General features: G+C 60.1%; 29 protein-coding genes. 24 read left to right on the top strand and 5 right to left on the bottom strand.

Annotation, left to right across the window (positions count from 1 at the left end):
• Window positions 1-123: 123 nt before the first annotated feature.
• From K3557_RS04995 to K3557_RS05090, 20 genes are all read left to right on the top strand, one after another.
• Window positions 124-504 (top strand): HNH endonuclease, encoded by a 381-nt coding sequence (locus K3557_RS04995; RefSeq protein ID WP_259998066.1) that lies wholly within the window; start codon window positions 124-126, stop codon window positions 502-504.
• Window positions 505-613: 109 nt separating this feature from the next.
• Window positions 614-1054 carry a phage terminase small subunit P27 family gene (locus K3557_RS05000; protein ID WP_259998068.1) on the top strand — a complete coding sequence of 147 codons (441 nt, stop codon included), beginning with the start codon at window positions 614-616 and terminating at the stop codon, window positions 1052-1054.
• Window positions 1041-2708 carry a terminase large subunit gene (locus K3557_RS05005; protein WP_259998070.1) on the top strand — a complete coding sequence of 556 codons (1668 nt, stop codon included), beginning with the start codon at window positions 1041-1043 and terminating at the stop codon, window positions 2706-2708. The genes K3557_RS05000 and K3557_RS05005 overlap by 14 nt, the downstream gene beginning before the upstream one ends.
• Complete coding sequence (locus tag K3557_RS05010; RefSeq protein WP_409201204.1) at window positions 2705-3988, top strand: phage portal protein; 1284 nt, start codon at window positions 2705-2707, stop codon at window positions 3986-3988. Before K3557_RS05005 ends, K3557_RS05010 begins: the two co-directional genes overlap by 4 nt.
• Before the next feature lie 74 nt (window positions 3989-4062).
• Window positions 4063-4911, top strand: coding sequence for a S49 family peptidase (locus K3557_RS05015; protein ID WP_311198494.1), 849 nt, complete (start codon window positions 4063-4065; stop codon window positions 4909-4911).
• A gap of 95 nt (window positions 4912-5006) precedes the next feature.
• A complete protein-coding gene (locus K3557_RS05020; protein ID WP_259998075.1) occupies window positions 5007-6326 on the top strand; it encodes a phage major capsid protein in 1320 nt (439 codons plus the stop codon).
• Between the two features lie 71 nt (window positions 6327-6397).
• On the top strand, window positions 6398-6826 hold the full coding sequence (locus tag K3557_RS05025) for a hypothetical protein (RefSeq protein WP_259998078.1): 429 nt from the start codon (window positions 6398-6400) through the stop codon (window positions 6824-6826).
• A gap of 12 nt (window positions 6827-6838) precedes the next feature.
• Window positions 6839-7414, top strand: a complete 576-nt coding sequence (locus K3557_RS05030; protein WP_259998081.1) for a hypothetical protein — start codon at window positions 6839-6841, stop codon at window positions 7412-7414.
• A 1-nt stretch (window position 7415) separates the two neighbouring features.
• Window positions 7416-7751, top strand: a complete 336-nt coding sequence (locus K3557_RS05035; protein WP_259998082.1) for a phage head closure protein — start codon at window positions 7416-7418, stop codon at window positions 7749-7751.
• Window positions 7752-7764: 13 nt separating this feature from the next.
• Window positions 7765-8226 carry a hypothetical protein gene (locus K3557_RS05040; protein ID WP_259998084.1) on the top strand — a complete coding sequence of 154 codons (462 nt, stop codon included), beginning with the start codon at window positions 7765-7767 and terminating at the stop codon, window positions 8224-8226.
• Window positions 8226-8582: a DUF3168 domain-containing protein gene (locus K3557_RS05045; RefSeq protein ID WP_259998086.1), complete on the top strand. Its 357-nt coding sequence runs from the start codon at window positions 8226-8228 to the stop codon at window positions 8580-8582. The genes K3557_RS05040 and K3557_RS05045 overlap by 1 nt, the downstream gene beginning before the upstream one ends.
• A gap of 48 nt (window positions 8583-8630) precedes the next feature.
• Window positions 8631-9080 (top strand): phage tail tube protein, encoded by a 450-nt coding sequence (locus K3557_RS05050; protein ID WP_259998088.1) that lies wholly within the window; start codon window positions 8631-8633, stop codon window positions 9078-9080.
• Complete coding sequence (locus tag K3557_RS05055; RefSeq protein ID WP_259998091.1) at window positions 9077-9451, top strand: hypothetical protein; 375 nt, start codon at window positions 9077-9079, stop codon at window positions 9449-9451. Before K3557_RS05050 ends, K3557_RS05055 begins: the two co-directional genes overlap by 4 nt.
• Window positions 9452-9489: 38 nt before the next feature.
• Entirely contained in the window at window positions 9490-9768 is a 279-nt protein-coding gene (locus K3557_RS05060) for a hypothetical protein (RefSeq protein ID WP_259998093.1), read from the top strand.
• A complete protein-coding gene (locus K3557_RS05065) occupies window positions 9769-14961 on the top strand; it encodes a hypothetical protein (protein WP_259998096.1) in 5193 nt (1730 codons plus the stop codon). It abuts the gene before it with no gap.
• Window positions 14961-15881, top strand: coding sequence for a hypothetical protein (locus K3557_RS05070; RefSeq protein ID WP_259998098.1), 921 nt, complete (start codon window positions 14961-14963; stop codon window positions 15879-15881). Before K3557_RS05065 ends, K3557_RS05070 begins: the two co-directional genes overlap by 1 nt.
• A gap of 93 nt (window positions 15882-15974) precedes the next feature.
• A complete protein-coding gene (locus K3557_RS05075) occupies window positions 15975-17618 on the top strand; it encodes a peptidase G2 autoproteolytic cleavage domain-containing protein (RefSeq protein ID WP_259998100.1) in 1644 nt (547 codons plus the stop codon).
• A gap of 37 nt (window positions 17619-17655) precedes the next feature.
• The gene (locus K3557_RS05080) at window positions 17656-17829 is read left to right on the top strand and encodes a hypothetical protein (RefSeq protein ID WP_164982775.1); all 174 of its coding nucleotides are present in this window, start codon (window positions 17656-17658) and stop codon (window positions 17827-17829) included.
• A gap of 60 nt (window positions 17830-17889) precedes the next feature.
• Complete coding sequence (locus K3557_RS05085; RefSeq protein ID WP_259998104.1) at window positions 17890-18606, top strand: lysozyme; 717 nt, start codon at window positions 17890-17892, stop codon at window positions 18604-18606.
• Window positions 18606-18884: a hypothetical protein gene (locus tag K3557_RS05090; RefSeq protein ID WP_259998106.1), complete on the top strand. Its 279-nt coding sequence runs from the start codon at window positions 18606-18608 to the stop codon at window positions 18882-18884. Before K3557_RS05085 ends, K3557_RS05090 begins: the two co-directional genes overlap by 1 nt.
• A 54-nt stretch (window positions 18885-18938) precedes the next feature.
• Here K3557_RS05090 and K3557_RS05095 read toward each other — a convergent pair whose 3' ends face one another.
• The 5 genes from K3557_RS05095 to K3557_RS05115 form a co-directional block, all read right to left on the bottom strand.
• Entirely contained in the window at window positions 18939-19457 is a 519-nt protein-coding gene (locus K3557_RS05095) for a hypothetical protein (RefSeq protein ID WP_259998108.1), read from the bottom strand.
• Window positions 19458-19476: 19 nt separating this feature from the next.
• Window positions 19477-19764: a hypothetical protein gene (locus K3557_RS05100; RefSeq protein WP_259998111.1), complete on the bottom strand. Its 288-nt coding sequence runs from the start codon at window positions 19762-19764 to the stop codon at window positions 19477-19479.
• Between the two features lie 30 nt (window positions 19765-19794).
• Window positions 19795-20034, bottom strand: coding sequence for a hypothetical protein (locus K3557_RS05105; protein ID WP_259998113.1), 240 nt, complete (start codon window positions 20032-20034; stop codon window positions 19795-19797).
• Window positions 20035-20063: 29 nt separating this feature from the next.
• Window positions 20064-20333 carry a hypothetical protein gene (locus K3557_RS05110; RefSeq protein WP_259998115.1) on the bottom strand — a complete coding sequence of 90 codons (270 nt, stop codon included), beginning with the start codon at window positions 20331-20333 and terminating at the stop codon, window positions 20064-20066.
• A gap of 204 nt (window positions 20334-20537) precedes the next feature.
• Complete coding sequence (locus K3557_RS05115) at window positions 20538-20741, bottom strand: hypothetical protein (protein WP_259998117.1); 204 nt, start codon at window positions 20739-20741, stop codon at window positions 20538-20540.
• Between the two features lie 142 nt (window positions 20742-20883).
• Here K3557_RS05115 and K3557_RS05120 point away from each other — a divergent pair, with 142 nt between their 5' ends.
• The 4 genes from K3557_RS05120 to K3557_RS05135 are packed head-to-tail and all read left to right on the top strand — an operon-like array spanning window position 20884 to window position 22348.
• Entirely contained in the window at window positions 20884-21081 is a 198-nt protein-coding gene (locus K3557_RS05120) for a hypothetical protein (protein WP_259998120.1), read from the top strand.
• 20 nt (window positions 21082-21101) lie between these two features.
• Window positions 21102-21764 (top strand): recombinase family protein, encoded by a 663-nt coding sequence (locus K3557_RS05125; protein ID WP_259998122.1) that lies wholly within the window; start codon window positions 21102-21104, stop codon window positions 21762-21764.
• A complete protein-coding gene (locus K3557_RS05130; RefSeq protein ID WP_259998124.1) occupies window positions 21748-21933 on the top strand; it encodes a hypothetical protein in 186 nt (61 codons plus the stop codon). Before K3557_RS05125 ends, K3557_RS05130 begins: the two co-directional genes overlap by 17 nt.
• Window positions 21934-21952: 19 nt before the next feature.
• Window positions 21953-22348 (top strand): hypothetical protein, encoded by a 396-nt coding sequence (locus K3557_RS05135; RefSeq protein WP_259998126.1) that lies wholly within the window; start codon window positions 21953-21955, stop codon window positions 22346-22348.
• Window positions 22349-22552 lie beyond the last annotated feature (204 nt).

Genomic DNA, 22552 nt, shown 5'->3' on the forward strand with positions numbered 1-22552 from the left:
AATTAATTGTCATCATCACCAAATGCGCCCGCAGGAAACTGCCGGGCGCTTTTGCGTTGGTACTCTCTGTAAATTCGAGGTTGTCATGCTGCCAGCCGGAGAAAGCCCGGAAGTGGGGTTCCTGTGGCGCGTCTGAAGGTTTGCGTGGCGTCAGGCTGCGAAGACCTAGCGCTGCCGGGCCTGCCCCATTGCGATCATCATGAAGCACAGCGGCAAGCAAAGCAGAAAGCTCGGCGGGCAAAGGCGCAGACCTCGCCCGCAGCGATCGCTGCCCGCAAGCTCTATGCAGATCCAAAATGGGTGAAGGCATCCAAGGCTTACCTTCGCAACAATCCGCTGTGCGTTGATTGCGGCGAGCTGGGTGTGGTCGAGCCTGCAACGGATGTCGATCACATCAAGCCGCACAAGGGTGACCGGAAACTGTTCTGGAACCGGAAGAACTGGCAGGCGCTCTGCCATCGGTGCCACAGCCGAAAGACGGCGCGCGAGGTGTTCCACCAATAGGGGGGGTGTCTCGAAAATAACCGCACCCTGTCCCAAACCGGCGGGATAACCTTTTCTTTCGTAAGCGCGAAATTGGAGAAAAAAACCCACTTGGAAAGGAGGGATCAAGATGAAGGGACGCAAGCCAAACCTTCAAAATGTCGTTCCTATGAAGGGTGATATTCAGAAAGAGGTTCCGTCAGCGCCGGATTTCTTGGATGACCTGGCGCGGGACGTGTGGGACGAGCTGGCTCCAGAGCTGGTGAAGAAGGGGCGGCTGGAACTGCTCTACAAATACCAGTTTGGATCCTACTGCGCCGCGGTATCGAATTTCATTTCAGCGACTAACACGCTGGCGCTTGAAGGTCTGTTCTATGAAACCGGCGAAGGCCGCAATGGGAACCAGCGCCGTAAGCACCCTGCGCTGACGTTGCAGGAAACCGCTATGGCCAGCATGCGCCGGGACTCGGCGTTGTTCGGCCTGTCGCCGGTTGACTCTGAGCGCCTGGAGGGGGGCGATCAGGGCGATCTGTTTGATGAAGTAATGAAGCAGTTGAATGGAACCAATTGATCACCCGGTTTCGCGCTATGCGCTCGGGGTTGTTGATGGTTCGATTGCCGCCGGGGACTTGGTGCGGATGGCTTGCGAACGCCATTTGCTGGACCTGGAAGCTGCTGCAGACCGTGGGCTTTACTTTGATTGTGAGGCAGCCAGCCGGGTAATCCGGTGGGGCGGGATGCTCCAGCACACAACCGGCCCGATGGCTGGCCAGCCGCTGAAGCTGGAACCCTGGCAGGAGTTCCGGCACGGCTCGGTGTTTGGGTGGAAGCATAGGGAAACGGGGCTGCGGCGGTTCAAATCCACCTATCACCAGGTGGGTAAGAAGAATGGCAAGACGACGGATACCGGCGTGCCAATGCTGTACACACAGTTGTTTGACGGTGAGGCGGCGCCGCAAGGGTACTGCGCCGCCACGACTAAGGATCAGGCTGGGCTGTTGTTTAAAGAGATGAAGCGGATGATCAAGCGGTCACCGTTTCTCAAGCAGATGATGAGGGTCTGGCGAACCTCGATCGAGACGCCACGTACAGATGGAGTGATTTCTTGCCTCAGCCGTGACGGCGACTCCTCGGATGGGATCAACCCTAGCTTTCTGGCCCGCGATGAGATGCACCGTTGGACAGATCGGGAACTGGCGGACACAATTGTTGAAAGTATGATCGCTCGTGCGCAGCCGATTGACTGGGTGATCACAACGGCCGGGCAGGATCGGCAGTCGCTGTGCGGTGAATTGCGCGACTACGGCGAAAGCGTTCTGCGCGGCGATGTGGACGATGACTCTTTCTTCGGCTTCATTGCTGAACCGCCCGCGGATTGTGACCCGGCTGATCCGAAATTCTGGGCAATGGGAAATCCCAATCTCGGCGTCAGCAAGCCGATTGAGGGCATGCAGGATACGCTGAAGAAGGCGCTGGCCATCGCGGGCCGGATGCCAAACTTTAAGCGGTTCCACTTGAACTTGTGGACTGAAGGCGCTGAAACATGGATTGCCCGCGACGTGTGGGACAAAGGCATGGCCTGTGCGCATTTCGATCCTGAAACGCTTTATGGCCGCAAGGCCTGGGTCGGGCTGGATCTGTCGAACAAGATTGACACAACGGCGATCGTGGTGGCGGTGCCGGTTGATGGGCTGATCTACCTGATCACCTACACCTTCATACCTGCAGGGCCCAAAGGTTTCATCGTGCGTGCGCAGAGCGAGAAGCGCGAGTATGTGGGCTGGCGGGATCAGGGTTGGCTGGAAGTTCACAAGGGCGGCACGATCGATGAAGACGCAATTGCCGACCGTCTGGAGTGGATCCGCAAACGCTTTGATCTGCAGGAAGTGGCCTATGACCCTTGGGGCATGAAGTATCTGGCTGACAAACTGGACAAGCGCCGGTTTCCAATGGTCGAGCACCGGCAGGGCTATGCCTCCATGTCGAACCCAATGAAGCGGTTTGAAGAGAAAGTTGCGCAGAACAAGATCCGCCATGGCGGCAACCCGGTGCTGGCCTGGCAGGTCGGCAATGTTCACCGGGACGAAGACGCCGCGGAAAACGTGAAGCCGAACAAGAAGAAATCCACGGGCCGGATCGATGCGGCGGTTGCCGCCATCATGGCGCTGGGGCGCGCTGAGGTCGGCGAAGAGAAACGCAAAGCGCGGGAAGTCGAGGTCGTATGAAATTCCTTGGGATCAGCATTTCTCGGGCGTCCAGCGAGGCGGCGCCGGAGTTTACGCGGGTCAATCCGCCGATGGTGGCCGCGCAGGCGGAAACCTCTGGCACCTCAAAGCCTGAACCCTGGCTGACAGATATAGGCTTCGGGGGCGGAGCCTTGCCTAACAAGAGTTTGCCGAGGGTGACGCCGCAACGCGGGGAGCAGCACGGAACTGTCTTTGCCTGCTGCAATAACCTTGGCGGTGATCTGTCCAAGGTGCCGCTAAAGTTGTGGCAGCGCATGGATGATGGGCAAGAGGTGCGCGTGCGGGATCACCCGGCCAATTACCTGCTGAACGTCGAATCCTCGCCCGGAGTACCGGCCAAGTTGATGCGGTATGGGCTTGTCTACGCCTGGGCGCTGCGCGGTAATGCTTATGCCTTCGGTCCACGCGATGGAGGCGGTGAACTGGAGATGATCGAGTTGGCGCTGCAGGACAGTTGTTCTGTTCTTCGTGCCGGGCGCCAGCGTTTCTATGACTTTACGGACGGGGCTGGCGTTCAGCGCCGGGTGCCGAGCCGGTCTATGGTGCATATGCGCTATTTGGCGCTGGACGGCTGGACCGGGCGCAGCCCCTTGCAGGTCGCCAGCGAGACTGTCGGCCTGGCCTTTGCGGGACAGGAGTCCGCAGCTAGATCGGTTTCTGGCGCGCATTCCAAGGCTTACCTGAAATTGGGTGAATCTTATGAGGATGATGAGGCCCGGACCCGAAACGCCAAACGGTTGAAGGCCCATCTGACCAATCCGAACTCCGACGGCATTCCTGTCCTGGGGCCGGATGACGATATCAAGAGCCTCGACCTGACCGCCGCAGATCAGGAGCTGCTGGCGAGCCGGAAGTTTGACCGTGAACAGCTCGCCGCAATCTACCGCATGCCGCCCTCCAAGCTGCAAATGCTGGAAAATGGCGTTAAGGCAAACGGCGAACAGCAAGCGATTGATTACTTGACAGATTGCTTGCTGCATTGGTCCGGGCTGGCCGAGGACACGCTGGCTTTGTCGGTGTTGACCCGTGGCGAGCGTGATCGCGGCTTCTTCCTGCGCCATGACTTCGGAGTGCTGCTGCAGCCGACGATCAAAGAGCGCAACGAGGCGTTGAACAAGGCCACGGGCGGCCCGTTTCAGACGCCGAATGAAAGTCGCCGGATGGTTGGCCTGCCGCCTAAGCCGGGCGGAGACGAGCTGAACCCGGCGCCGAACATGACCCGTGACGATAGCAAACAGAAGAAGGGGAAAGAGGAATGAGCCAGCCGAAAATTGGCGCCCTGGTCGGGAGCGGTCCGCTTGCCATCCATGAGTCAGCCTTACCCCGTTTGCAGATGGATCTGCCCAAAGAGGCGGCGGAACTGTCCGCGACCATGACAGCGCTGGCTGCCGAGGGTGTTTCGATCGAGCGCGGCCAGCGTTACGCCATTCACCGCGGTGTTGCCTTTGTACCTGTGCGAGGAGTGCTTACGCCAAATTCAGCTATCCTTGAGCGGTATCTGGGATGGGCCACTTATCACGGCATTGCCGAAACCATGGCGGCGGTCACCGCCAGCGATGAAGTGCAGGCAACCGTTATGATCTATGACACGGCAGGCGGCGCGGTCATGGGCATTCAGGCGGCTGTTGAAGCCGTCAAGGCGGCTGCGATGGTGAAGCCGGTGCATGGGGTTGTGCATCCGCTGGCTGCGTCGGCGGGATACTGGGTTGCCAGCCAATGCACGGATATCAGTCTGACGCCTGGATCCTGGGTGGGTTCTGTCGGAACCATGATGACCGCGGATCAGCCGGTGCAGCCGGGTTTGGGCGGTTTTCAGTATTACATTTTGACCTCGGAGCACGCCGGGGCCAAGCGGCCGGACCTGTCCACGGACGAGGGAAAGGCCCTGGCGCAGACGCGGCTTGATACGATGGAAGCGGATTTCCTCTCTGCTGTGGCAGAGGGCCGGAATATTGCAGCCGCTGATGTGCCGGGCCGCATGAGCCGAACTGACAATGACCGGGACGGCGGGGATGTATTCTGGGGGGCTGATGCGATCGAGCGCGGCCTTGCTGACGTCGCCGAAACAGTGCCGGAGTTTATGGCGCGCATCGGCGGATTGTACGCCCCTAAGCCGCGCCCGAACAAGTCCCGCGCCTATCTGGCGCGAGCCGAAGCTGCGAAGGCCGCAGCCTCCCTCTGAAATTTGCTGGCAGTTTTGCCTGTGAACACCCTGCGCATTCGCGGCGGGGATAGCTGGCTGCGTGCCTGCAGCCTTCCATGACAAGGAGAAGAAACATGGACCTGAACGATCTGCGCCGCGTGATGAAAGCGGCGGCGGAAGACATGGAAACCAAAGCCAAGGCGATCGAGGCTCTGGAAGCTGCCGATGATACGAATGCCGAAGTTTTGGACGTTGCGGTTGTTGCATTCGGCGAAGCGACGGCTGCATTTAAGAAAGCGCAGGCGAGTGTCCAGCGTGCGGAAGCGGTTGAAGCCGCCAAGGCCGCCTCGGCGACCTCTGAAACCGAAGGCACTTCTGGCGGCCAGGCAGGCGGCGGCACCGTTCCGGCACAGGTGGCGCAGGCCGACAACCAGGGGGCGGATACCGGTTTGATGGTTGCGGCGCTGGCCAATGCTGGCGGTAACCGGGACGCTGCAGTTGCGGCGCTGGAGGAACAGGGGCATAGCGGAATTGCTGCAACCTTGACTGGTGCAAGTCAGAGTGCCGGCGGTGTTCTCATTCCCCGGCCGCAGACCGATGTGCTGATTGGTTTGCTCACCCCCAAGGTTGCCGTTCGCAAACTAGGCGCGCGCGTTCACGACATGCCTGCGGGCAAGCTGCGCAAAGGCCGTGTCGCAAGTGCGCCGACCGCAGGTTACATCGGTGAGAATGCCCCGATCGTTGAAAGCGAACCGGCGCTGGACAACGTGGATCAGGATTTCAAAACCCTGACAGCCCTGGTGCCGATCGGCAATGCGCTGCTGGCGCATGCCAGCCCCAGCGTCGGCGCGATGGTCCGTGATCTGTTGCTTCAGTACATGGCGCTGCGCGAGGATCTGGCGTTTCTGCGCGGTGACGGCACTGCCAACACGCCGAAGGGCCTGCTGAACTGGTGCCTTGCTGGCCACAAGAAAACGGCGCTGGCAAACACCGTTGCTGTGGTGGAGCAGAACCTGCGTTGGATGGTCAGCGTGGTTGAGGATGCAAACGTGCCGATGTTGCAGCCCGGTTGGGTTATGCGCGCCTCGACCAAGCATTTCCTGGCCAGCTTGCGCGACCCGGATTCGGGGGCGAAAATCTACCCGTCGATTGAAGCCAGCAATACGCTGCACGGCTACCCGATTGCCACCACCTCGCAGGTTCCGAACAACCTGGGCGGCGGCAGTGATACTGAGATCACCTTTGCTGATTTCTCGGAAATCATGATCGGCGATGATCAGGAAATCCGCATTGCGTCCTCTACCGAGGCGGCCTTTGTGGATACCAATGGCGACACGGTGTCTGCGTTCCAGCGTGACCTGACGCTGATGCGGGCAATCTCACGCCATGATCTGGCCCCCGCCCATGATGAGGCGATTTCGGTCATCACCGGCACCAACTGGGGCCTGGGCTGATAGCCCTTCCGGATTGAAGCGGGCGGCCTGAAGGGGCCGCCCCAATTATTCAGAGACAATGGAGGCATGACATGCCGAGAATTCTAGTGAAGTTCCGCAAAGGATACTCCCGCTACAACAAGGGTGAAACCGCAGCTTTTGGCGAGGAGGAGGCCCGCAAGCTTTGTGCGGGAAAAGACCCCGTTGCCGATGCAGTCGGGGAAGTCGAGGACGGTGGCGCCAAAGTGCTTGCGGTTCAGTTGGACGCTTCCGCAGTGCGGCGGGCGACTGAGGAAGTCCGCGCCGAACTCAAGAGCAAGGCAAGGGAACTCGGTGACCGCGAGGCTGTACTGCAGCAGCGTGAAGACGAGATTGCCACGCGTGAAAAGATCGTCGCGGCCAAAGAGCAGGCGGTAGAAGGTGCGCCCGCGGATCCGGCTGATGCGGGCGGCAGCACCGATAGCGGCGGCAAGATTGCGAAAGCTTCCGGCGAGCCGCCGAAGCAGGGCGCCAGCAAGTAAGGGGCGCGAGCGATGCGGGTAATCGAAACGGAAGAAATCGCACCGGGTGTTGGCCTGGAGGACTTCAAGCGGTCGGTTCACATGGCGGCGGAGGATATCGACAACGACGCGGCTTTGACGCTTGCGCTTGAGTCCGCGGAGTCCGCGATTTGTACTGCTACAGGTTACCCGCTGACGATCCGAGAGGTTGAATTTGTGGTCACCCGCGGGAGCTGGAGCCGGTGGTGGTTCCCTGTTCTGCCGGTCCAAGAGTTGACCGGGCTTGCCTTGGATGACGGGGTGGGCGGCTGGGCGGATACGCCGCTGGCGGGCGCATGGGTTCAGCAGGGGCATGATGAGCCTCAGCTCGTGCTTGGAGAATCCTGGGCCGGTCATGCTGCAACGGGCGACGTTTTGCGGGTGCAGGCGCGCGTCGGCGGGCCGGATAAGCCCACATTCAACCGGTTGCGGCAGGCAATCTTTCTGCAGGCGAAAGAATGGTTCGAAGCTGGAATTGCGATCGAAGCCGAAGACACGCCGCGCATGTCTTTCGGGGTTCATCGTCTGATCAAGCAGGCGCGCTATCGCCGTCCGTGTGAGGTGATCTGATATGGGTAAGCGTTTGGACCGAAAGGTGACCTTTCTGGAGCGGGCTGCTGGCAAGAATGGGATTGGTGAAAAGAAGCGCGATGATTGGCAGGAGTTGTTTCCGGTTCAAGCCGGTTATGAGCCGGTAAACGACGGTGAGCGCTGGCAGGCGGGGGCGGTCGAGCAAAAGGCGGATGCGCGCTTCACCGTCGGCTACACGGCGCGCACCTCGGCCATTACCGGTGACAACCGGCTGCGATTTGAAGGCAGCGATTGGCAGATCACTGGTGTTAAAGCGATTGGCCGACGCCGTTGGCTGGAGTTAACGGCCTGGAAACTTAGTCGGCCGGTGGCGTGACATGTCAATAAAGATGAAGATTGAGGGTTCCGGAGATATTGAACGTGCACTGGTGGAACTGGCGCGCGGAACGGCCAAAGGCGTCATGCGCCGGGCCATGAAGAAATCGCTGCAGCCGGTGAAGCGAGACGCCGAAAACTCGTCCTTTGAAATCGCAATCACCAGCAAGCTTTCCCCTCGCCAGCGAGGCGAGGCACGGCGGGATCGGAGCCGGACCAAGGTTTCCCTCTATGTGGGGCCGGTGGAGAGCGACGGTTCTCACGCGCCGCATGCGCATCTGATTGAGTTCGGTACGGGGCCGCGCCGTCACGAAAGCGGGAAGTATGTTGGCGCCGTCATGGCCGACCCCTTTATGCGGCCAGCTTGGGACGCAAACAGGGAACGCATGCTGCAGATCCTGCGCAAAGAGGTTTGGGCTGAAATCGAAAAGGCTGTGGAGCGCGCAGCCCGCAAGGCAGCAAAGGCGGCAGGCTGATGGAATACGATATCTATGGCGCCTTGAAGCCGCTGGGACATGCTGTTGTCTGGGGTGGCTTTGACAGCGCCGAGGGCTTCCCCCGGCTTACCTTGCAGCGGATCAGCAATGTTACGCTCTATTCGCTGGGGGATCGGGCCAATGTCGAGACGGCCCGCATTCAAGTGAATGTCTACGCGGAAACCTATGAAGAGATGATGCTTGCTGCCCGGCAGGTATCCGAAGCGCTGACAAGTTTTCGCGGCGGGTCTGTGATCCGCTGCAGAGAGATATCCCGCCGGGACGGTTTCAGTGAAACCGGCGGCGATGTGATCCGGCGGCAATCGCTGGATTTTCAGGTGCGCTACCGCGCCTGATTTCCGCCGGATTACCGGCAAATCATCATCATCGTGAAAGGAAAAGAAATGGCTCAAAATGTCGTTGCGGGTGATCTGTGTGACATTGAATGGTCCGCGGATGACGTGGATGGAAACTATGAAGTGATCAAGGGGTGCAAGACGGTCGGTATTCCGGAAGAAACTGACGAATACCGGGACCGCACGTCGCTGGACAGCCCTGGCCGCAACAAGGAGTATGGCGTGGGCCTGACCGATACCGGCGAACTCACTCTGAATTGCTTCTATTCAACCAGCCTCTACGAAAAGGCTCTAGCCTATAAGGCTGCTGGAAAGCCGGTTTACTTCCGGGTGAAGCTGCCGCCGGAAGATGCGCTTCAGTCAACTGGTGACACCTTCAAGTATCAGGCGTTCTTGAACCCCTCAATTCCGGCGGTGGATCAGGATGGCGACCTGATGACCGACCTGAAACTGCGCCCGACTGGTGTCGTGGCCTGGGCCAAAGGGGCAGCAGTATGAGCGTGATCAGCACTCATTCCGTGAAGGTGGGCAAGAAAACCCACAAGCTGAAGGCAACCACCCTGGCGCAGGCGCGGCTTGAAGAGGTCCGGGGTGGCATTCCCATCTCGGAGGTCCTGAACCAGCTCTTCGACGGCAGCGGCGGCGTTAATCTGGCGATTGATGCCTGGGCGGCCTTTCTGGACGACGGAAAGGGCGTTGAGCGTGAGGATGCCGCGGAGATCCTGGACGCCCTTGGCGGCGCGAATGCTGCGGGCGAACACCTCGGCAAGTGCCTGCAGATCGCTTTCCCCGCGCTCAAGGCGCTGGAGGAAGGCGAAAATGCGCTTGCAGGGGATGAAGCGGGAAACGTGGAAAGCCCAGCCGCGTAGACTGGCAAAACCTGTTTTCGGTGTGGTGTGAGCTGGGCTTGCATCACACCGAATTCTGGCAGGTCAGCTTGCGTGAATACGATCTGATCACCCGCGCCCGGATCAAAGGCAAAGACGCCGAATTCACGGCTCTGCGGGTGCTTAATCAGGAACTGGGCATCCTGACGCAATTCGCCTTCCACGATCCGAAAAACATGCCGGATTTCACCAAGGCAAGCGGCGGCAAAAAACATGCCGGCCGCAACAAAAAGGCAGAGCTGGCGCAGCTGCGCGCCGGTCTGATGAACATGCATTTTCAGAGCAAGAAGGGACCGTAAATGTCCGCAGTTATTGGTGCCTTAAGGGGCCTTCTTTCGCTGGATTCGGCTGCGTTCGATTCAGGCGCCAAGCGGGCCAAGGCGTCCATGGGTAACCTGGAACGCAGCATGGTCCGGATGGGCGGCAAGATCGAGGCAGTCGGGCGCAAGATGACCCTGGGCCTCACGTTGCCAATGGCCGGTGCGGCGACGGTTGCGGTCAAGTCAAGCCTGAAGGTGATCGATGCGCAGGCCAAGCTGGCGCAGTCCTTTGGGACAACGGTCAAATCCGTGCAGGTTCTGGAACGTGCGTCGGATTTGGCCGGTGTTTCAATGGGGGAGACGCAACAGGCCGCCATTCAACTCAGCAAGCGTCTGAGCCAGGTGGCCAGCGGCAGCGGTGCCGGTGCCGCCTCAAAGGCGCTGGACCGTCTGCATCTGAGCGCGCAGGATCTGCAGCGGCTTCCGCTTGATCAGCGCCTGGCAAAAATTCAGGCGGCAATGTCCAGCTATGTTCCTGAGGCTGAGCGTGCCGCCATTGCTTCGGATCTGTTTGGTAGCCGGGCAGGGCTGATTTTCACCCGGATTGACGGCTCCGCCTTGCGTATTGCAACGGAGGATGTGACCCGCTTCGGCGTGGCCGTGTCCGAAGTGGATGCGGATCAGATCGAGCGGACCAATGACGCTATTTCGCGGCTGGGCCTGGTTGGGCGCGGTGTGTCCAATCAGCTCGCTGTGGGGCTGGCGCCCACGCTGGAATGGTTAAGCGATAGTGCTGCCGATGCGGCGGAGTGGTTCAATGGGCTGAGCGATCGCGCAAAGCAGTTCATTTCGGTTGGGGCGGCGTTTACTGCGACCGTTGGTCCGGCTGCAATCGGCCTTGGTTTGCTGCTGAAGGTGGCCGTGCCGCTGGGTGGTGCGCTGCTGGGCACCGTTGCGGCGGTCACCCTGGCGCCGGTCAAATTCATCGCGGCTGCAAAGGCGTCGGTTGCGCTGGAAATGGCGCTGGGTGCAACCAGCACAAAAGCAGCCCTCGCAAGCATTGGAATCAAGGGGCTGACAGGCAGTCTGAAAGTGCTGCGGGTGGCAGCGCTGGCCACTGGTATCGGCGCGCTGATCGGTGTTTCCGCGGGGATTTATCAGAGCTTTGTGCAGTCCAAGGAAGCGGCGGAGAATTACGAGGTTGCTATTCGCGGGCTGGCCTCGGCGCATGACGTTCTGAATACCGCCACGGAAACCTTCTATTCCAATATGACGGCCAAAAATGCCGAAGCCATGCGCCGGGCGGCAGAGGCTGCGCGGGATGCAACGCGTGCAGCGCTTGAAGCTGCGCGTGCAGAGCTGGAAGCGGCGTCTTTCACAACCAATTTCTTCGGCGCCAGCCTGTATGAAACCGACCGTATGGCAAAGGCCCGCGCGGACATCGAACAGCTGGGCGCTGCGCTTGCCGAAGCTGAGGCGCGCCTTGATGCGGCGGCGGTAGCGGCAAAGAGAACAGCTGCGGAAACGGGCAATGCAGCCGAAAACGCTGCGGAGGCAGCGAACCGCAGCAACGATCTGGCGGGCGGCCTGGCTGCCGCGTCCGGCCAGGCCTCAGCGCTAAGTTCTTACCTTGCGTCGGTGCCTAGTGCGCTTGCTTCCGCGCAGACCAATATTGCCGGGCTGAAGGCGGGCATGGCGGTTCTGTCTGCCGGTGGTGATCAGGCCGCAGCAAATGTGGCGAAGTACCGGGCGGAGCTGGAAGCCTCGGCAGGTCCTTTGGGGCAGATGCAGGATGGTCAACGCGCCCACGTTCAGGAGACGATCGAGCAGCAGGTTCAGGTTTATGCCCATGAGCAGCAGTTGCGAGCAGAATACCAGCTGAAGATTTCGGCGCTGAATAAGGTCAAGTCGGCAGGCGGTGCGGCATCCAAGAGTGCCCTTGCAGCACTTCAAAAGGAAATCCAGGAACGCCGGGAGCTGCTCGGACTGACTGAAGGCCAGCGGAAAAAGCTGGAAGCTATCAGGCTGGTACAGCAGCGCCTTGGCAAAGAAGCACAGGGCATGAGTAAGGCGCAGATTTCCGGTCTGGCTGATCAGGTTATTGCCCTGGATCGGACGGAAGCCGCCACCCAGCGTGTCGCGGATCAGCAGGCGCGTTGGGCTGAGAATATCACCCGCACGGCCTTTGGTGGCGGCAGCCTGTCCGACACGATCGAGGGCATGCTGCGGGATATCGCCTTTCAGTTCGCCAATTCGAAAGTTGTGTTGCCGATCATCGGGCATGTCACCGGGTTTCTGGGACTGGATCAGCTTGTTTCGGGGTCCGGCGGCCAGCAGGCGGCGAGTGGCCTCCTGGGTGGCGGCGGCGGTGGTGGACTGCTCAACCTCGGCGGCAGTCTGCTCGGTGGCGGTGGGAGCGCTCTGGCGGGCATCGGGTCTGGTCTCGGCGGCATCCTATCCGGCGGTGGTCTTGGCGCGAGTTTTGCAAACCTCGGCGGCCTGGTAACCGGCGCATCTGCAGGGTGGGGTGCTCTGGGCGCAGCCTTGCCAGCTCTAGGCTTGCTTGCAGGCGGTGTCGCCATCCTAGCAAAGGGGTTATCGCGCAAGTATCGCGGTTCGGGGTTCGCTGGTTCGTTTGATGGTGAAGGTTTCACCGGCACCGAGTTTGATTTCTACAAAGGCGGTTTCCTGCGCTCGGACAAATGGGTCCACAAGGGCGTCAACGCGGAGATCGAGGCCACCCTTGATGAGGCCATGCAGGCGCAAGTGGCAAGCCTTCAGGATCTGGCTGATACGCTCGGCCTGAGTTCCAAAGGCATCAAGCGCGTAAAAGGTGAAGGCTTTTCGGTTTGGACGAACGACAAAACCCAAGAGCAGATCCAGGAAGAATTTGCCCAGCACATGGGCGTTGTCTCCGATGAGATGGCAGAGCTGATCCTGAAAGGGCATGACGTTGCTTTGGCGGGTGAAACTGCTACCGAAGCCCTGTCGCGGCTGGCGGGTGGCCTGATGGCCGTCAACGATGTGATGGACCTGCTGAACGCGACCGGCTTTGAAACCAGCCTCAAAGGCGGCCAGATGGCTTCTGACCTGGTGGACAGTTTCGGCGGCGCTGAGCAGATGCAGGCTGCCACGACTGCCTATTTCGCCGGGTTCTACTCCGAATCCGAGAAGGCGGAGACGCTGCGGCGCCGCGCCCTGGATCAGTTGCGGAGCGGGTTCGGTGATCTGGGCATTGCCATGCCTAAAAGCCGTGAGGGATTCCGCGACCTGGTGCAGAGCGTTGACCTGACAACGGCATCAGGCCGGGATCTCTATGCCGAGCTGGTGCAGCTTTCCGCCGGGATGGACCAGGTGCTGCCGAAGGTCGGCGCCTACACTGAAGCCATGCAGGGGCTGGTCGACAAGATCGGCGGTGAACTCGGTATGCGCATCGAAGCGGCAGACGATATGGCGGCAGCATCAAAGGCGGCTGCGCAGCTCTGGTACCGTTCGGGTGACAAAATACGCGACGTCCTGGGCGGGCTGGTGAATTCTGATCTGACGGCGGCCAGCTCGGGCCAGGCCCTCGCTGTTCAGCGCAACCGCTTTCAGTCTGCCTTTGATCTGGCGCGGGGTGGCAACGTGCAGGCGGCGCAAGACATTCCGGGGCTGGCGCAGGCATATCTGCAATCCTTGAGATCCAATGCGGGCAGTGCGCTGGACTACCGCCGCGCGGCTGCGCAGGTACAGGGGCAGCTGGGTTTTGCTGCTGGCATTGCTGACCTTGAGGGCAGCAATGAAGACGTGCTGCGCGGCCTCTATGAGCAGCAGATTGAGGTGCTGACCAATCTCGGCCAGTTCCTGCAGCTTGAAGGTCTGACTGCAGACCAGGTGGGCGAACTGAGTGCGGGCGTGCAGGCGCTGACTGAAGATTGGGACGGAACAGTTGCGGCCTTTGAAGCCTCGCTTGGTGCCCTGGGCGATGCGATCAAGAACGCTGAAGCCTTCAGCTATGATGACCTGGTTGGCCGCCTCGATGTGGCGGTATCGCTGGACGACAGCGCGCCGAACTGGCTGGCCCGGCTGGTCGATCGGGCTGATACCGGGATCCGCACCACGCTTGATTTCGTCATCCGCAACGATGGGCTAAGCCCGGCTGATAAGTGGATCGCCACCAATGCCCTGTCTGAGCATGTGGCATCGCTGGATCTTGTGCTGCGCGAAGATCTGGATGCGAAGACGCGCCGCCTGGTGCTGCGGACTTCTGCCGGGCTGCGCCGGGATATGACCTTGAACCTGGTGCAGGATCTTGATCAAGACACGCGCCAGATGGTTCTGACCCGCGCGGCGTCACTGTCGCGCCGCGTCAATGTCGCCCTGACCAAAGAGGGCGGGCACACGCTGCGCAAATTGAACCAGCTGCAGGATCTGATCGGCTCAAAGGGAAGCGGCAAGATCACTTTTAACGGCGAGGTGTCTTTTGAGCCTGCCGCCGCTTTCAGCACGCTCTTCGGCGACGTGGCGGCCAGTGGCCGCGGCCTGGTTAACCCGATGAATAAACTGACCGGGATGCTGGGGCGGTTGCAGGCTGCGGTTGATAAGGACCGGCTGCAGCGTGAAACCGCGCAGAAGATAGCCGGGCTGCAGGTGAAGGGCGCCGATGCGGTTCTGCGCACTCAGCAGGGCCATGGTGTGGTTGATAAGTTCAACGCGCTGCGGGACCAGTACAACATTTCTCTGGTTGGGCAAAGGGGCACAGTGGGCGTCAATGATGCCGGCCGCATTGTCAGCTCGTTCGACTACTACGGCGGCGGCGATGTTGTCGGGTTCAAGAAGGCGCTGCGGGATCAGTTCGGAACTGATGCGATCGGCAAGGTTTTCAGCGCCAGCAACGCCAGCGTTGGCAGTGCTGAGGCGCAGATTGAACGGCTGAAGGAACGTATCCGGGCAATGGGTGCCATCCCTGGCTTTGCCGCGGGCGGTTCCCATACGGGCGGGTGGCGTGTCGTTGGTGAAAAAGGGTGGGAGCTGGAGAACACCGGCCCGTCCCGGGTCATGAGCCATTCGGATTCCGTTGCGATGCTGGACAACCGCCACGTCGTGAGGTCGATCGATGCGCTCAATCGAAACATTGATGAGCTGATGCGGCAGCAGGCCGTCCTGGCGCAGCGTCAGGAGCTTTACGCCAAGAAAACCGCACAGGTTCTCGAAGGCTGGGATGAAGCCGGACAGCCTGGGGAGCGTGTTTAATGGATTTCAATATTATCTCGCCCATGCCGGTGACAGATGCCGAGCTGGTTGATTCAAACATTCCCGAAGACGACTATCCCGCTTGGGATGCGGGCGCGACTTATGCGGTGGAAGATATGGTTATCTCCGCCACAACGCACCGCATCTATGAAAGCATGCAGGCAGGCAACCTGGGCAAGGATCCGACCACAGATGACGGCACATGGTGGCTGGATCTACGGGCAACTGACAAGTGGTCGGCGTTTGATAACCGCCGCTCTAACAAGGCCAGCCGCGTCGATGAAATCACTTATTCGATCGTGCCGACGCGGGACTGCGATGCAATTTCGCTGTTTGGCCTGACCGCGGGTTCGGTGCGGATCGAGGTCTTTGACGGCGCGGTCAGCATCTATGATGAAACCTTTGTCATGGCCGATACCGGCCACGTCGTCAGCGCCTACACCTACTTTTTCGGCGGCATCGTCTATTCAAGGCAGAAGCTTCTAAATGGCTTTCCGGGGTACATCGGGCACCGGATCGATATCACCATTTCCGCACCTGGTGCGACGGCTGAAGTCGGGCACATCGTGCTGGGCCGCAACCACCTGATCGGCGGCGTTATGGATGGGGCGGAGGTCAGCCACGTCAGCCACAGCCGTAAGGACTTTGACCAGTTCGGGGATGAAGTGCTGATCAAGCGTGGATCCACGCGGAAGCTGACGGTGCCGCTGCGCGTGCCGACAATCCAGGCGCCGCGGGTGATGGATATCATCGCCGAAGTAGATGGGTTGGTGACCGCCTTTTACGGCACCGTGGATGCGCAGAGTTCTGCCGGATCAAACTATGGGATTGAGGGGCTGGGTTTTGTGGATGACCACACGCAGCCCCTCGATGCGGCGGGTGACAGCATTTTCACCCTGATTTTGAAAACCATCAAATAGGACCGATCGAGCATGAGTATAAACCCACCAGGCTTTTCGGCGTTCCCCGCCATTCCTCAACGCAGCGCGCCTGAGGCGGATTTTGACGCCAAGATGTATGCACTGTTTCAGCATTTCGCGGTGACGCTCCGGAGCGAAATGCAGGCATATAGCGCCTTTCTCGAAGGCATCGATGCCGCTGATTTCTTCTCAGTGCAGGGCAGTTGGCTGGATGCCACACTGGGGAAGGTTCTGACTGCCGGCGCCTTCGGCTGGGGTCATGATGCCGCGAACGGATCGGCAAACACTTTTGCGGGCACAGAGCTTTCGGCGATCACTATTACCGGCCTTTACCGGTATGCCAGCACTCACACTGATGCGCCCAGCACCGCGGGCGTGGTGATGCATCTGAACCGGATCCCCAGCAGTGCTGCCGGTGGCATGGTGCAGGTTGCGTTCGGCAACAACGGTGAGATGTGGACTCGTCCGAGTAACGGCATTGCCCCGGTCACATTCTCCGCTTGGCAGAGGATCGCTATTGACGGGCAGTCGGCGAACTTCCTCTCTGCGGTCATCGGTCAGGGGCAGGCCTCGGACATCCCGCTGGCGTTGTACAGCTCTGACTCCTCCTGTTTCCTTTCTTTGAACGACGGCGCTACTTCCAGTGCGGGAAGTGTTGCGGTTGTGGCGACTGGTGACGATCTGAAGCTGCGCGCGGGTGGGGGCAATCACGTCACTATTCTTGATGGCGGCAACGTGGGGGTGGGCGTAGGTGTTCCTGTGTACCGACTGGATGCAAACGGGACTATGCAGGTCATCGAGAGCGACGATCAGTCTGTATCCCGCATCGCTAATACAAACAGTAGTTTCTCCAAGGATTTGAGCTTCTGGTTTCCGTCTCGTGCAGCCTCCCCAGACTGGAACTTCCTGCTGGCCCGCTCCGGCGGCGGGTCGGGTGATGCGGAATTCAAGCTGTCCGGTGACGGCCTTGGCAGTTCTGACTTGGGGTGGCAGGGCGGTGGCGCGGACTACGCGGAATACTTCGAATGGGATGACGGCAACCCGAACGGTGAGGACCGGCGCGGCTTGTCCGTGGTTCTGGTGGGCAGCAAGATCCGCCCTGCCCAGTCCGGTGAAAACCCAATCGGTGTTGTTTCGGCAAACCCGTCGGTGGTCGGAGACGGTGATATGGACCGTTGGAAAGGCAAATACCTGCGTGACGAATTCAACGCCACCCTCTGGGAGGATTACGACGTCCTGTCCTGGATTGAGAGCGTTAGCGAGAGCGAAACAGTTCGAGAGCAGGCCACAGAGGGTCAGCGGCGCAGTCGCGAAGTGATCGAGGTGGTGGGCGGTGAAGCCGTTCGCAAAGTGATCACCGAGACAATCCAAGTTCCGCTGTTTGATGAGGTGCCGTTAGTAGACCAGGAAGGCAACAGCTTGGGCACTCACCGAGCGCCGCGCATGGCGGATGTGCAGCGCGAAACCACCAAGGAAGTGCAGCACAGCTACGCCGCTGATGAGGTGCCCGAGGGGGTGATTGTCCCAGCGGATGCTAAGCGTGTGATCCAGAAGCGTCGCAAACTGAACCCGGATTATCACCCGGGCGAAGCATACACTCCGCGTGCTGACCGGCTTGAATGGGACACTGTGGGCCTGATGGGCAAGCTGCGGCTCTGTTACGGGCAGCCGATCGGTGATCGCTGGATCAAGATGCGGGATATCTCCGCTGATGTTGAAGAATGGCTGGTGAGGTGACCCCGTGAACACCATCCCTGAATGGCTTAACCCCCTCATGCAATGGATCGTACTCCCGGCCCTTGGCTGGTTGGGGGTGCTTCACAACCGGCAGGCCAAGCACGCAACGGACATTGCCGTCCTCCGGGCCAAGTCCGAAGGCCAGGACAAGCAGTTTGACCGCATCATGACCAAGCTGGACGGCATCGAACAGGCCCTCCGCAAAGACTGATCCTCCTCGAATTCTAACCTTTCCGGCCCGCCTGCGGGCTCTTTTGTCATGGAGATTGACGTGAAACTAATCCCGAACTGGAAAGAGGTGCTGACCGGCTCTTGGTCCGTGCTTTTCATCATTGCTGGCCTGATTTCCCTGGCCGGTTTCTTCTTCGCCCTGGTCACCGCCGAACAGCTGGGGTGGAACCCTGTGTGGTTCGCCACTGCTGCCGCCTCGTTCCAGGCGCTCGCGCTGCCTGCGCGATTGTTACTGCAGGCGGGCTTGCGGCGGTTCCGGGAAGACACGAGCGGCGCGGTGTCCCGGCGCGGGGTTGGGGTGATCGCCGGTTCTGCTATCGCGCTATCGTCTGCGGTCGGTTTCGTCGGCCAATGGGAGGGCCTGCGGACAGAGGCGTACCGCGATATCGTTGGCGTCTGGACTGTTTGCTATGGCGAAACCAAGGGCGTGCAGCCCGGCGACAGTTACACCAAGGCGGAATGCGACCGGATGCTTGCGGAAGAAGTCGCCAGCTACGAGGCGCAGCTTGACCGCTGTCTAACTGCGACCGTTCCAGTGGGCATGAAGATCGCCCTGGTGTCCTGGACCTACAACGTCGGCCCGGGCGCGGCCTGCCGCTCGACCTTGGTGCGTAAGGCCAATGCAGGGGACCTGGTTGGTGCCTGCCACGAACTGCCGCGCTGGAACCGGGCCGGGGGACGTGTGATCCGCGGCCTGACAAACCGGCGGGCGTCAGAGCGCACCATGTGCCTCAAATCGCTTGAGGCAGCGGCCTGATGGTTCGTCTGTGGCCTCTGGCTGCATTGGCCCTGCTGGCAGTCTTCTGCGGCTGGCAGGGCTATCAGCGCGGCGCGGCGGACTGTGCGGCAGCACATCGGGCGGAGCAACTGGCCCGGATCGAGGCGGGCCGGATGCTGGAAGATGCCCGCCGTCAGATTGCTCATGAGCGCGATCAGCTATCCCGAAAACTGGAGGAGCAAGCCTATGCGGAGCCTGTTGCTGTGGAGCGCTGCCTTGGCCCTGACCGGGTGCGGCGGCTTAACGCCATCCGTTGACGCGGCAGATCCGTGCGCCGCTCCGGTGCATGTGCCGGCAGGGTGGCTGAGCGATCAGCAGATAGAAATCCTGTGGGGCAGGGACCGCCGCGCGCTGCTGGATTGCAGCGGCAAGGTGGAAACCCTGTCAGGAAGAAAGCCCCGGTGATTGCCGGGGCTTTTTCTCGTTCTGGGACCGGGCTTTGCTGGATTAGTCGTGGATGCGGCTGGTTTTGTCAGTCGCGTGTTCGGTGAACATGCCGTTGTGGTGATCGGCAACCCGGCGCGCAGGTCCTTCCGCCAGTCATTGCGGAGCTTGCCATACTTCAGTGCCAGCCAGCTTTTTGGCCCGCAGTCGATCAGGTGCGGCGGATCGAAAACCACCAGGCTGAACGTCCCGGCCGGAAACGGCATGTCCCGGAAATCCATCATCACGTCGGGGTCGATGATCAGTTCTCGGCTGCCGCCCTTGCTGGATTTGTCCTTGAGCGTGTGCGTCTCGCGGCGCTGATCGCCGAACACAGCACGATCATCTTTCCGGTCAAACCAGAACATGCGGCTTCCGCAACAGGCATCTAAAACAGGCGCGTTCATGGCGTTCCTTCAGGTGGCGTTAGGTGGACATGCGGTCGACAGCCGCCTTGTAAACTGTCTGCGACAGGTCGAAACGCTTGCCCGCCTCAATGCAAAGCAGGTCAAAGTTGCCGTGACAGTGGGCCGCGAGTTGCGTCATTTTCTGGCCGATGCCGGAACTGCCTCCGATACCAATCTGAGTGATTCCGCTTTCGCCTGGCTCCCATTCAACGCGGGCGATCAGATCCATGCCGAGTTCCTTACAGCGGCTCGCAACCTCGGCCAGCATGGGTGCAATGATCTCGTCATATTCTTGTTCTGTGGCCATTGGTTTCTCCTGGCGGGACTTTTCTGGATTTCAGTTTGACTTGGCAGCATCTACGACGCCGGTCACCACTGCCTGTAGCATTTCGTTCAAGGTGAAGGCGGTGGTAGTCTCGCCAATTTTGACTTGCCAATGCAGTCCGGTGATGTCGCGGATCACGGTGAATTCTTCACCACCGTAGCTGCCGGACGCGACCTGCTCATGGAGCATCATCGGCGCTGCGCTATTCGGCATTGTTTTCAGGGCTACGCTGGCATTTTGCGGGGTGGTCATATCAGTTCCTCCGGGTGGCATTTGTTGGATTATTGGTCTTCCAGCTGCTCAATGCAGGCGGACAGCTTCATTTTGACGACACGGATTGCCTCGCGCTGCGCGTCCTCAGCGGGAACGCTGGATGGCAGGTCTAGGTCGTGAACGTCAAACCACGGGGCGCATTTCAGGCTCCACCGTCCTGGGTTCTCGACATGGCTGCACGTGACAGCGATTTTCATACCTTTGACCTTGCAGGCCCAGGCGGTCGGCGTCCGGTCGGTTTGGCCCTGCCGGTAGCTGGTTACGTTTGTCCATTTCATGGCAATCTCCTGGGCGGCGTTTTTAGGATTCTTGGATGTGGTGCAGTTCGCCGCATGCTTTGCACTTGGCGTAGTCGGGAACGTCGGTTTTTGGGTCAGCGTCGGCCCGGTCGTGCAGCGCTTCATAGTCGGTCATGACAGCGGCGCACTTCGCGCATTTGGGCAGGTCATCAGCTGTAAGCGGCATGGTTCCTCCGGGCGGGATTAGGTGGACTGCATCAAATCGGCCACGTCATAAGGCCGTTCGCGGCCATTACCGAGCATGGCAAGGCGCTGACCGTTGAGGCGGTTCTGGATGTCGGTCAGTTCGTCCAGAACCTCGGGCGGCAGGTCACCGTCTCTACCGAAGCCGATAGCCGTAGCGGCTTTGATATGGCCGATCATTTGCACCAGCTCTTCGTATTCCATGTGCGTTCTCCGGGTGGTCTTTGTTGGAAGTGTTGTTGACGACAGTAAGCGATATCGGTTATACCGTCAATAAGCGATATCGCTTATGTGGGCGATGTGGCGAGGTTTGACAGGATTTCCGATATCGGATACCGCGTGATGAATGGGGCGACCGTCTTTGAACGTTAAGCAGACAGCAGTGCGGCTACAGCAGGCCGACCTTGAGCGCATTGACGCGCTGAAGGGAGCGAACCAGCGCGCCAAGTTCATCCGGGAAGCGGTGAAGGAAAAGCTCGCACGCGAGGAGGGGCAGGGCGATGCCGTGTCCAACAAGCAGTCCAACAATTCGAGCAGCGACTAAGCTGCCGCGTAGAGAAAACAGTGACAGAATCCGAAAAGTTTGCCGTGGGCTACGCCCGCGTTTCGACCGTTGACCAGAACCTTGATATGCAGATCGCAGCCATCAAAAAGCACGGCGTGCCTGATCATCTGATCTTTACCGACAAGATGAGCGGCGCCAGCCAAAAACGGCCCGGCCTTGATGAAGCCATCATGGCAAGCCGCCGCTGGGGCGCTGAATTCGTGGTCTGGAAGCTGGACCGCCTGGGGCGCACCATGCGCGGCATCATCGAAACGATGCACGGTTTTGAGCGCGACGGCGTGCGCCTGTTCAGCCTGACCGAGAACTTTGACCTTGGCACGCCTATGGGCAAGGGCATGTTTCATATCATGGCGGCGCTGGCGCAGATGGAGCGCGATCTGATCCGGGAGCGCACCATGGCCGGGCTGAAGGCCGCCAAGGAGCGCGGCGAAGCGCATGGCCGCCCGCAGACGATGACACCGGAAAGGGTGGAAAAGGCACGGGAACTGGTGTTGGCTGGCGAAAAGCCGATGCAGATCCTGCATGAGCTGAAGGCGATGACAGGCCCAAAGATTGGGCGCTCACGGGTTTACCAGTGGGTGAAGGATTTCAAATCGCTGTCGGCGGCTGATCTGGCCGGTGACGATGGCGCAAAGGAGGTGGGCCGTGGAATTGCTGCCTGATGAGGAATACGTTGGCTGGAATTTCGATGTCCGCCGTTGGACCTTCGGTGTTCAGTATGACGGCGAGGATCTCTATATCTGCCTGGGGCCGCTCTATTACCTCTATGAGGTGAACGACGACGATATGGGCACGCCGCGCCGGGTCGGGCGCAATCAGATGACGGCATAATTCATCAAAGGAGCAAGGCGTGAGTGATCATGTGATCGATGCATGTAAGGTGAGCGCGGCGAGGGTGCAGGCGGTACTGGCAAAGCCTTTGGCACTGCCCGGCGAGATTGCCACGACTGATGATTTCGACCCTTGGGAGTTGTTCCCGGCAATCTATGGGTCTTATGACAGCGAATTTGACCGATGCGCGATTGAGGTATTGTGCGAGGTGCGCGACGGTGAGCGCCGGAGGGGAGATCTGGCGGCCGATATGTTCCGCGAAATGCTCTGCACCGCCGAGCTGTGTGATTACGGGTCCAGCCCCCGGGTGTGCTTCCCAACCATGGAGTTCAGGGCGCTCTTGCCTGACCTTATCAGCAAATGGCGCGAATACTCTCAGGCGACCTGGGAAGAGCAGGTCACAGAATCCAAGTAAGGAGCAAGGCCATGAAGCCAGTTACCACCACCGCTATGGCTATTGATGGCCCTGCCGCTGGGGAGGTTCTCTCATGCGCGGGATCTGTAGAGGCAGATGCCTACGGTTATGAGGTTCGGCCCGTCTGGTGGCAGAGGATCTTAGGGCGAGCGCCCGAGATTTCAATTTATCGGTTGCGCGACGGGGCGTGGCGCCACTGTCCGG

The sequence above is a fragment of the Leisingera sp. M523 genome (assembly GCF_025141335.1).
Classification (GTDB): Bacteria; Pseudomonadota; Alphaproteobacteria; order Rhodobacterales; family Rhodobacteraceae; genus Leisingera.

Excerpts from the sequence above, each read along its gene's own strand:
- K3557_RS05000 (WP_259998068.1), top strand. The coding sequence starts at position 614 with ATGAAGGGACGCAAGCCAAACCTTCAAAATGTCGTTCCTATGAAGGGT.
- K3557_RS05005 (WP_259998070.1), top strand. The coding sequence starts at position 1,041 with ATGGAACCAATTGATCACCCGGTTTCGCGCTATGCGCTCGGGGTTGTT.
- K3557_RS05010 (WP_409201204.1), top strand. The coding sequence starts at position 2,705 with ATGAAATTCCTTGGGATCAGCATTTCTCGGGCGTCCAGCGAGGCGGCG.
- K3557_RS05015 (WP_311198494.1), top strand. The coding sequence starts at position 4,063 with ATGGATCTGCCCAAAGAGGCGGCGGAACTGTCCGCGACCATGACAGCG.
- K3557_RS05020 (WP_259998075.1), top strand. The coding sequence starts at position 5,007 with ATGGACCTGAACGATCTGCGCCGCGTGATGAAAGCGGCGGCGGAAGAC.
- K3557_RS05025 (WP_259998078.1), top strand. The coding sequence starts at position 6,398 with ATGCCGAGAATTCTAGTGAAGTTCCGCAAAGGATACTCCCGCTACAAC.
- K3557_RS05030 (WP_259998081.1), top strand. The coding sequence starts at position 6,839 with ATGCGGGTAATCGAAACGGAAGAAATCGCACCGGGTGTTGGCCTGGAG.
- K3557_RS05035 (WP_259998082.1), top strand. The coding sequence starts at position 7,416 with ATGGGTAAGCGTTTGGACCGAAAGGTGACCTTTCTGGAGCGGGCTGCT.
- K3557_RS05040 (WP_259998084.1), top strand. The coding sequence starts at position 7,765 with ATGAAGATTGAGGGTTCCGGAGATATTGAACGTGCACTGGTGGAACTG.
- K3557_RS05045 (WP_259998086.1), top strand. The coding sequence starts at position 8,226 with ATGGAATACGATATCTATGGCGCCTTGAAGCCGCTGGGACATGCTGTT.
- K3557_RS05050 (WP_259998088.1), top strand. The coding sequence starts at position 8,631 with ATGGCTCAAAATGTCGTTGCGGGTGATCTGTGTGACATTGAATGGTCC.
- K3557_RS05055 (WP_259998091.1), top strand. The coding sequence starts at position 9,077 with ATGAGCGTGATCAGCACTCATTCCGTGAAGGTGGGCAAGAAAACCCAC.
- K3557_RS05065 (WP_259998096.1), top strand. The coding sequence starts at position 9,769 with ATGTCCGCAGTTATTGGTGCCTTAAGGGGCCTTCTTTCGCTGGATTCG.
- K3557_RS05070 (WP_259998098.1), top strand. The coding sequence starts at position 14,961 with ATGGATTTCAATATTATCTCGCCCATGCCGGTGACAGATGCCGAGCTG.
- K3557_RS05075 (WP_259998100.1), top strand. The coding sequence starts at position 15,975 with ATGTATGCACTGTTTCAGCATTTCGCGGTGACGCTCCGGAGCGAAATG.
- K3557_RS05080 (WP_164982775.1), top strand. The coding sequence starts at position 17,656 with ATGCAATGGATCGTACTCCCGGCCCTTGGCTGGTTGGGGGTGCTTCAC.
- K3557_RS05090 (WP_259998106.1), top strand. The coding sequence starts at position 18,606 with ATGGTTCGTCTGTGGCCTCTGGCTGCATTGGCCCTGCTGGCAGTCTTC.
- K3557_RS05095 (WP_259998108.1), bottom strand. The coding sequence starts at position 19,457 with ATGAACGCGCCTGTTTTAGATGCCTGTTGCGGAAGCCGCATGTTCTGG.
- K3557_RS05100 (WP_259998111.1), bottom strand. The coding sequence starts at position 19,764 with ATGGCCACAGAACAAGAATATGACGAGATCATTGCACCCATGCTGGCC.
- K3557_RS05105 (WP_259998113.1), bottom strand. The coding sequence starts at position 20,034 with ATGACCACCCCGCAAAATGCCAGCGTAGCCCTGAAAACAATGCCGAAT.
- K3557_RS05110 (WP_259998115.1), bottom strand. The coding sequence starts at position 20,333 with ATGAAATGGACAAACGTAACCAGCTACCGGCAGGGCCAAACCGACCGG.
- K3557_RS05115 (WP_259998117.1), bottom strand. The coding sequence starts at position 20,741 with ATGGAATACGAAGAGCTGGTGCAAATGATCGGCCATATCAAAGCCGCT.
- K3557_RS05120 (WP_259998120.1), top strand. The coding sequence starts at position 20,884 with ATGGGGCGACCGTCTTTGAACGTTAAGCAGACAGCAGTGCGGCTACAG.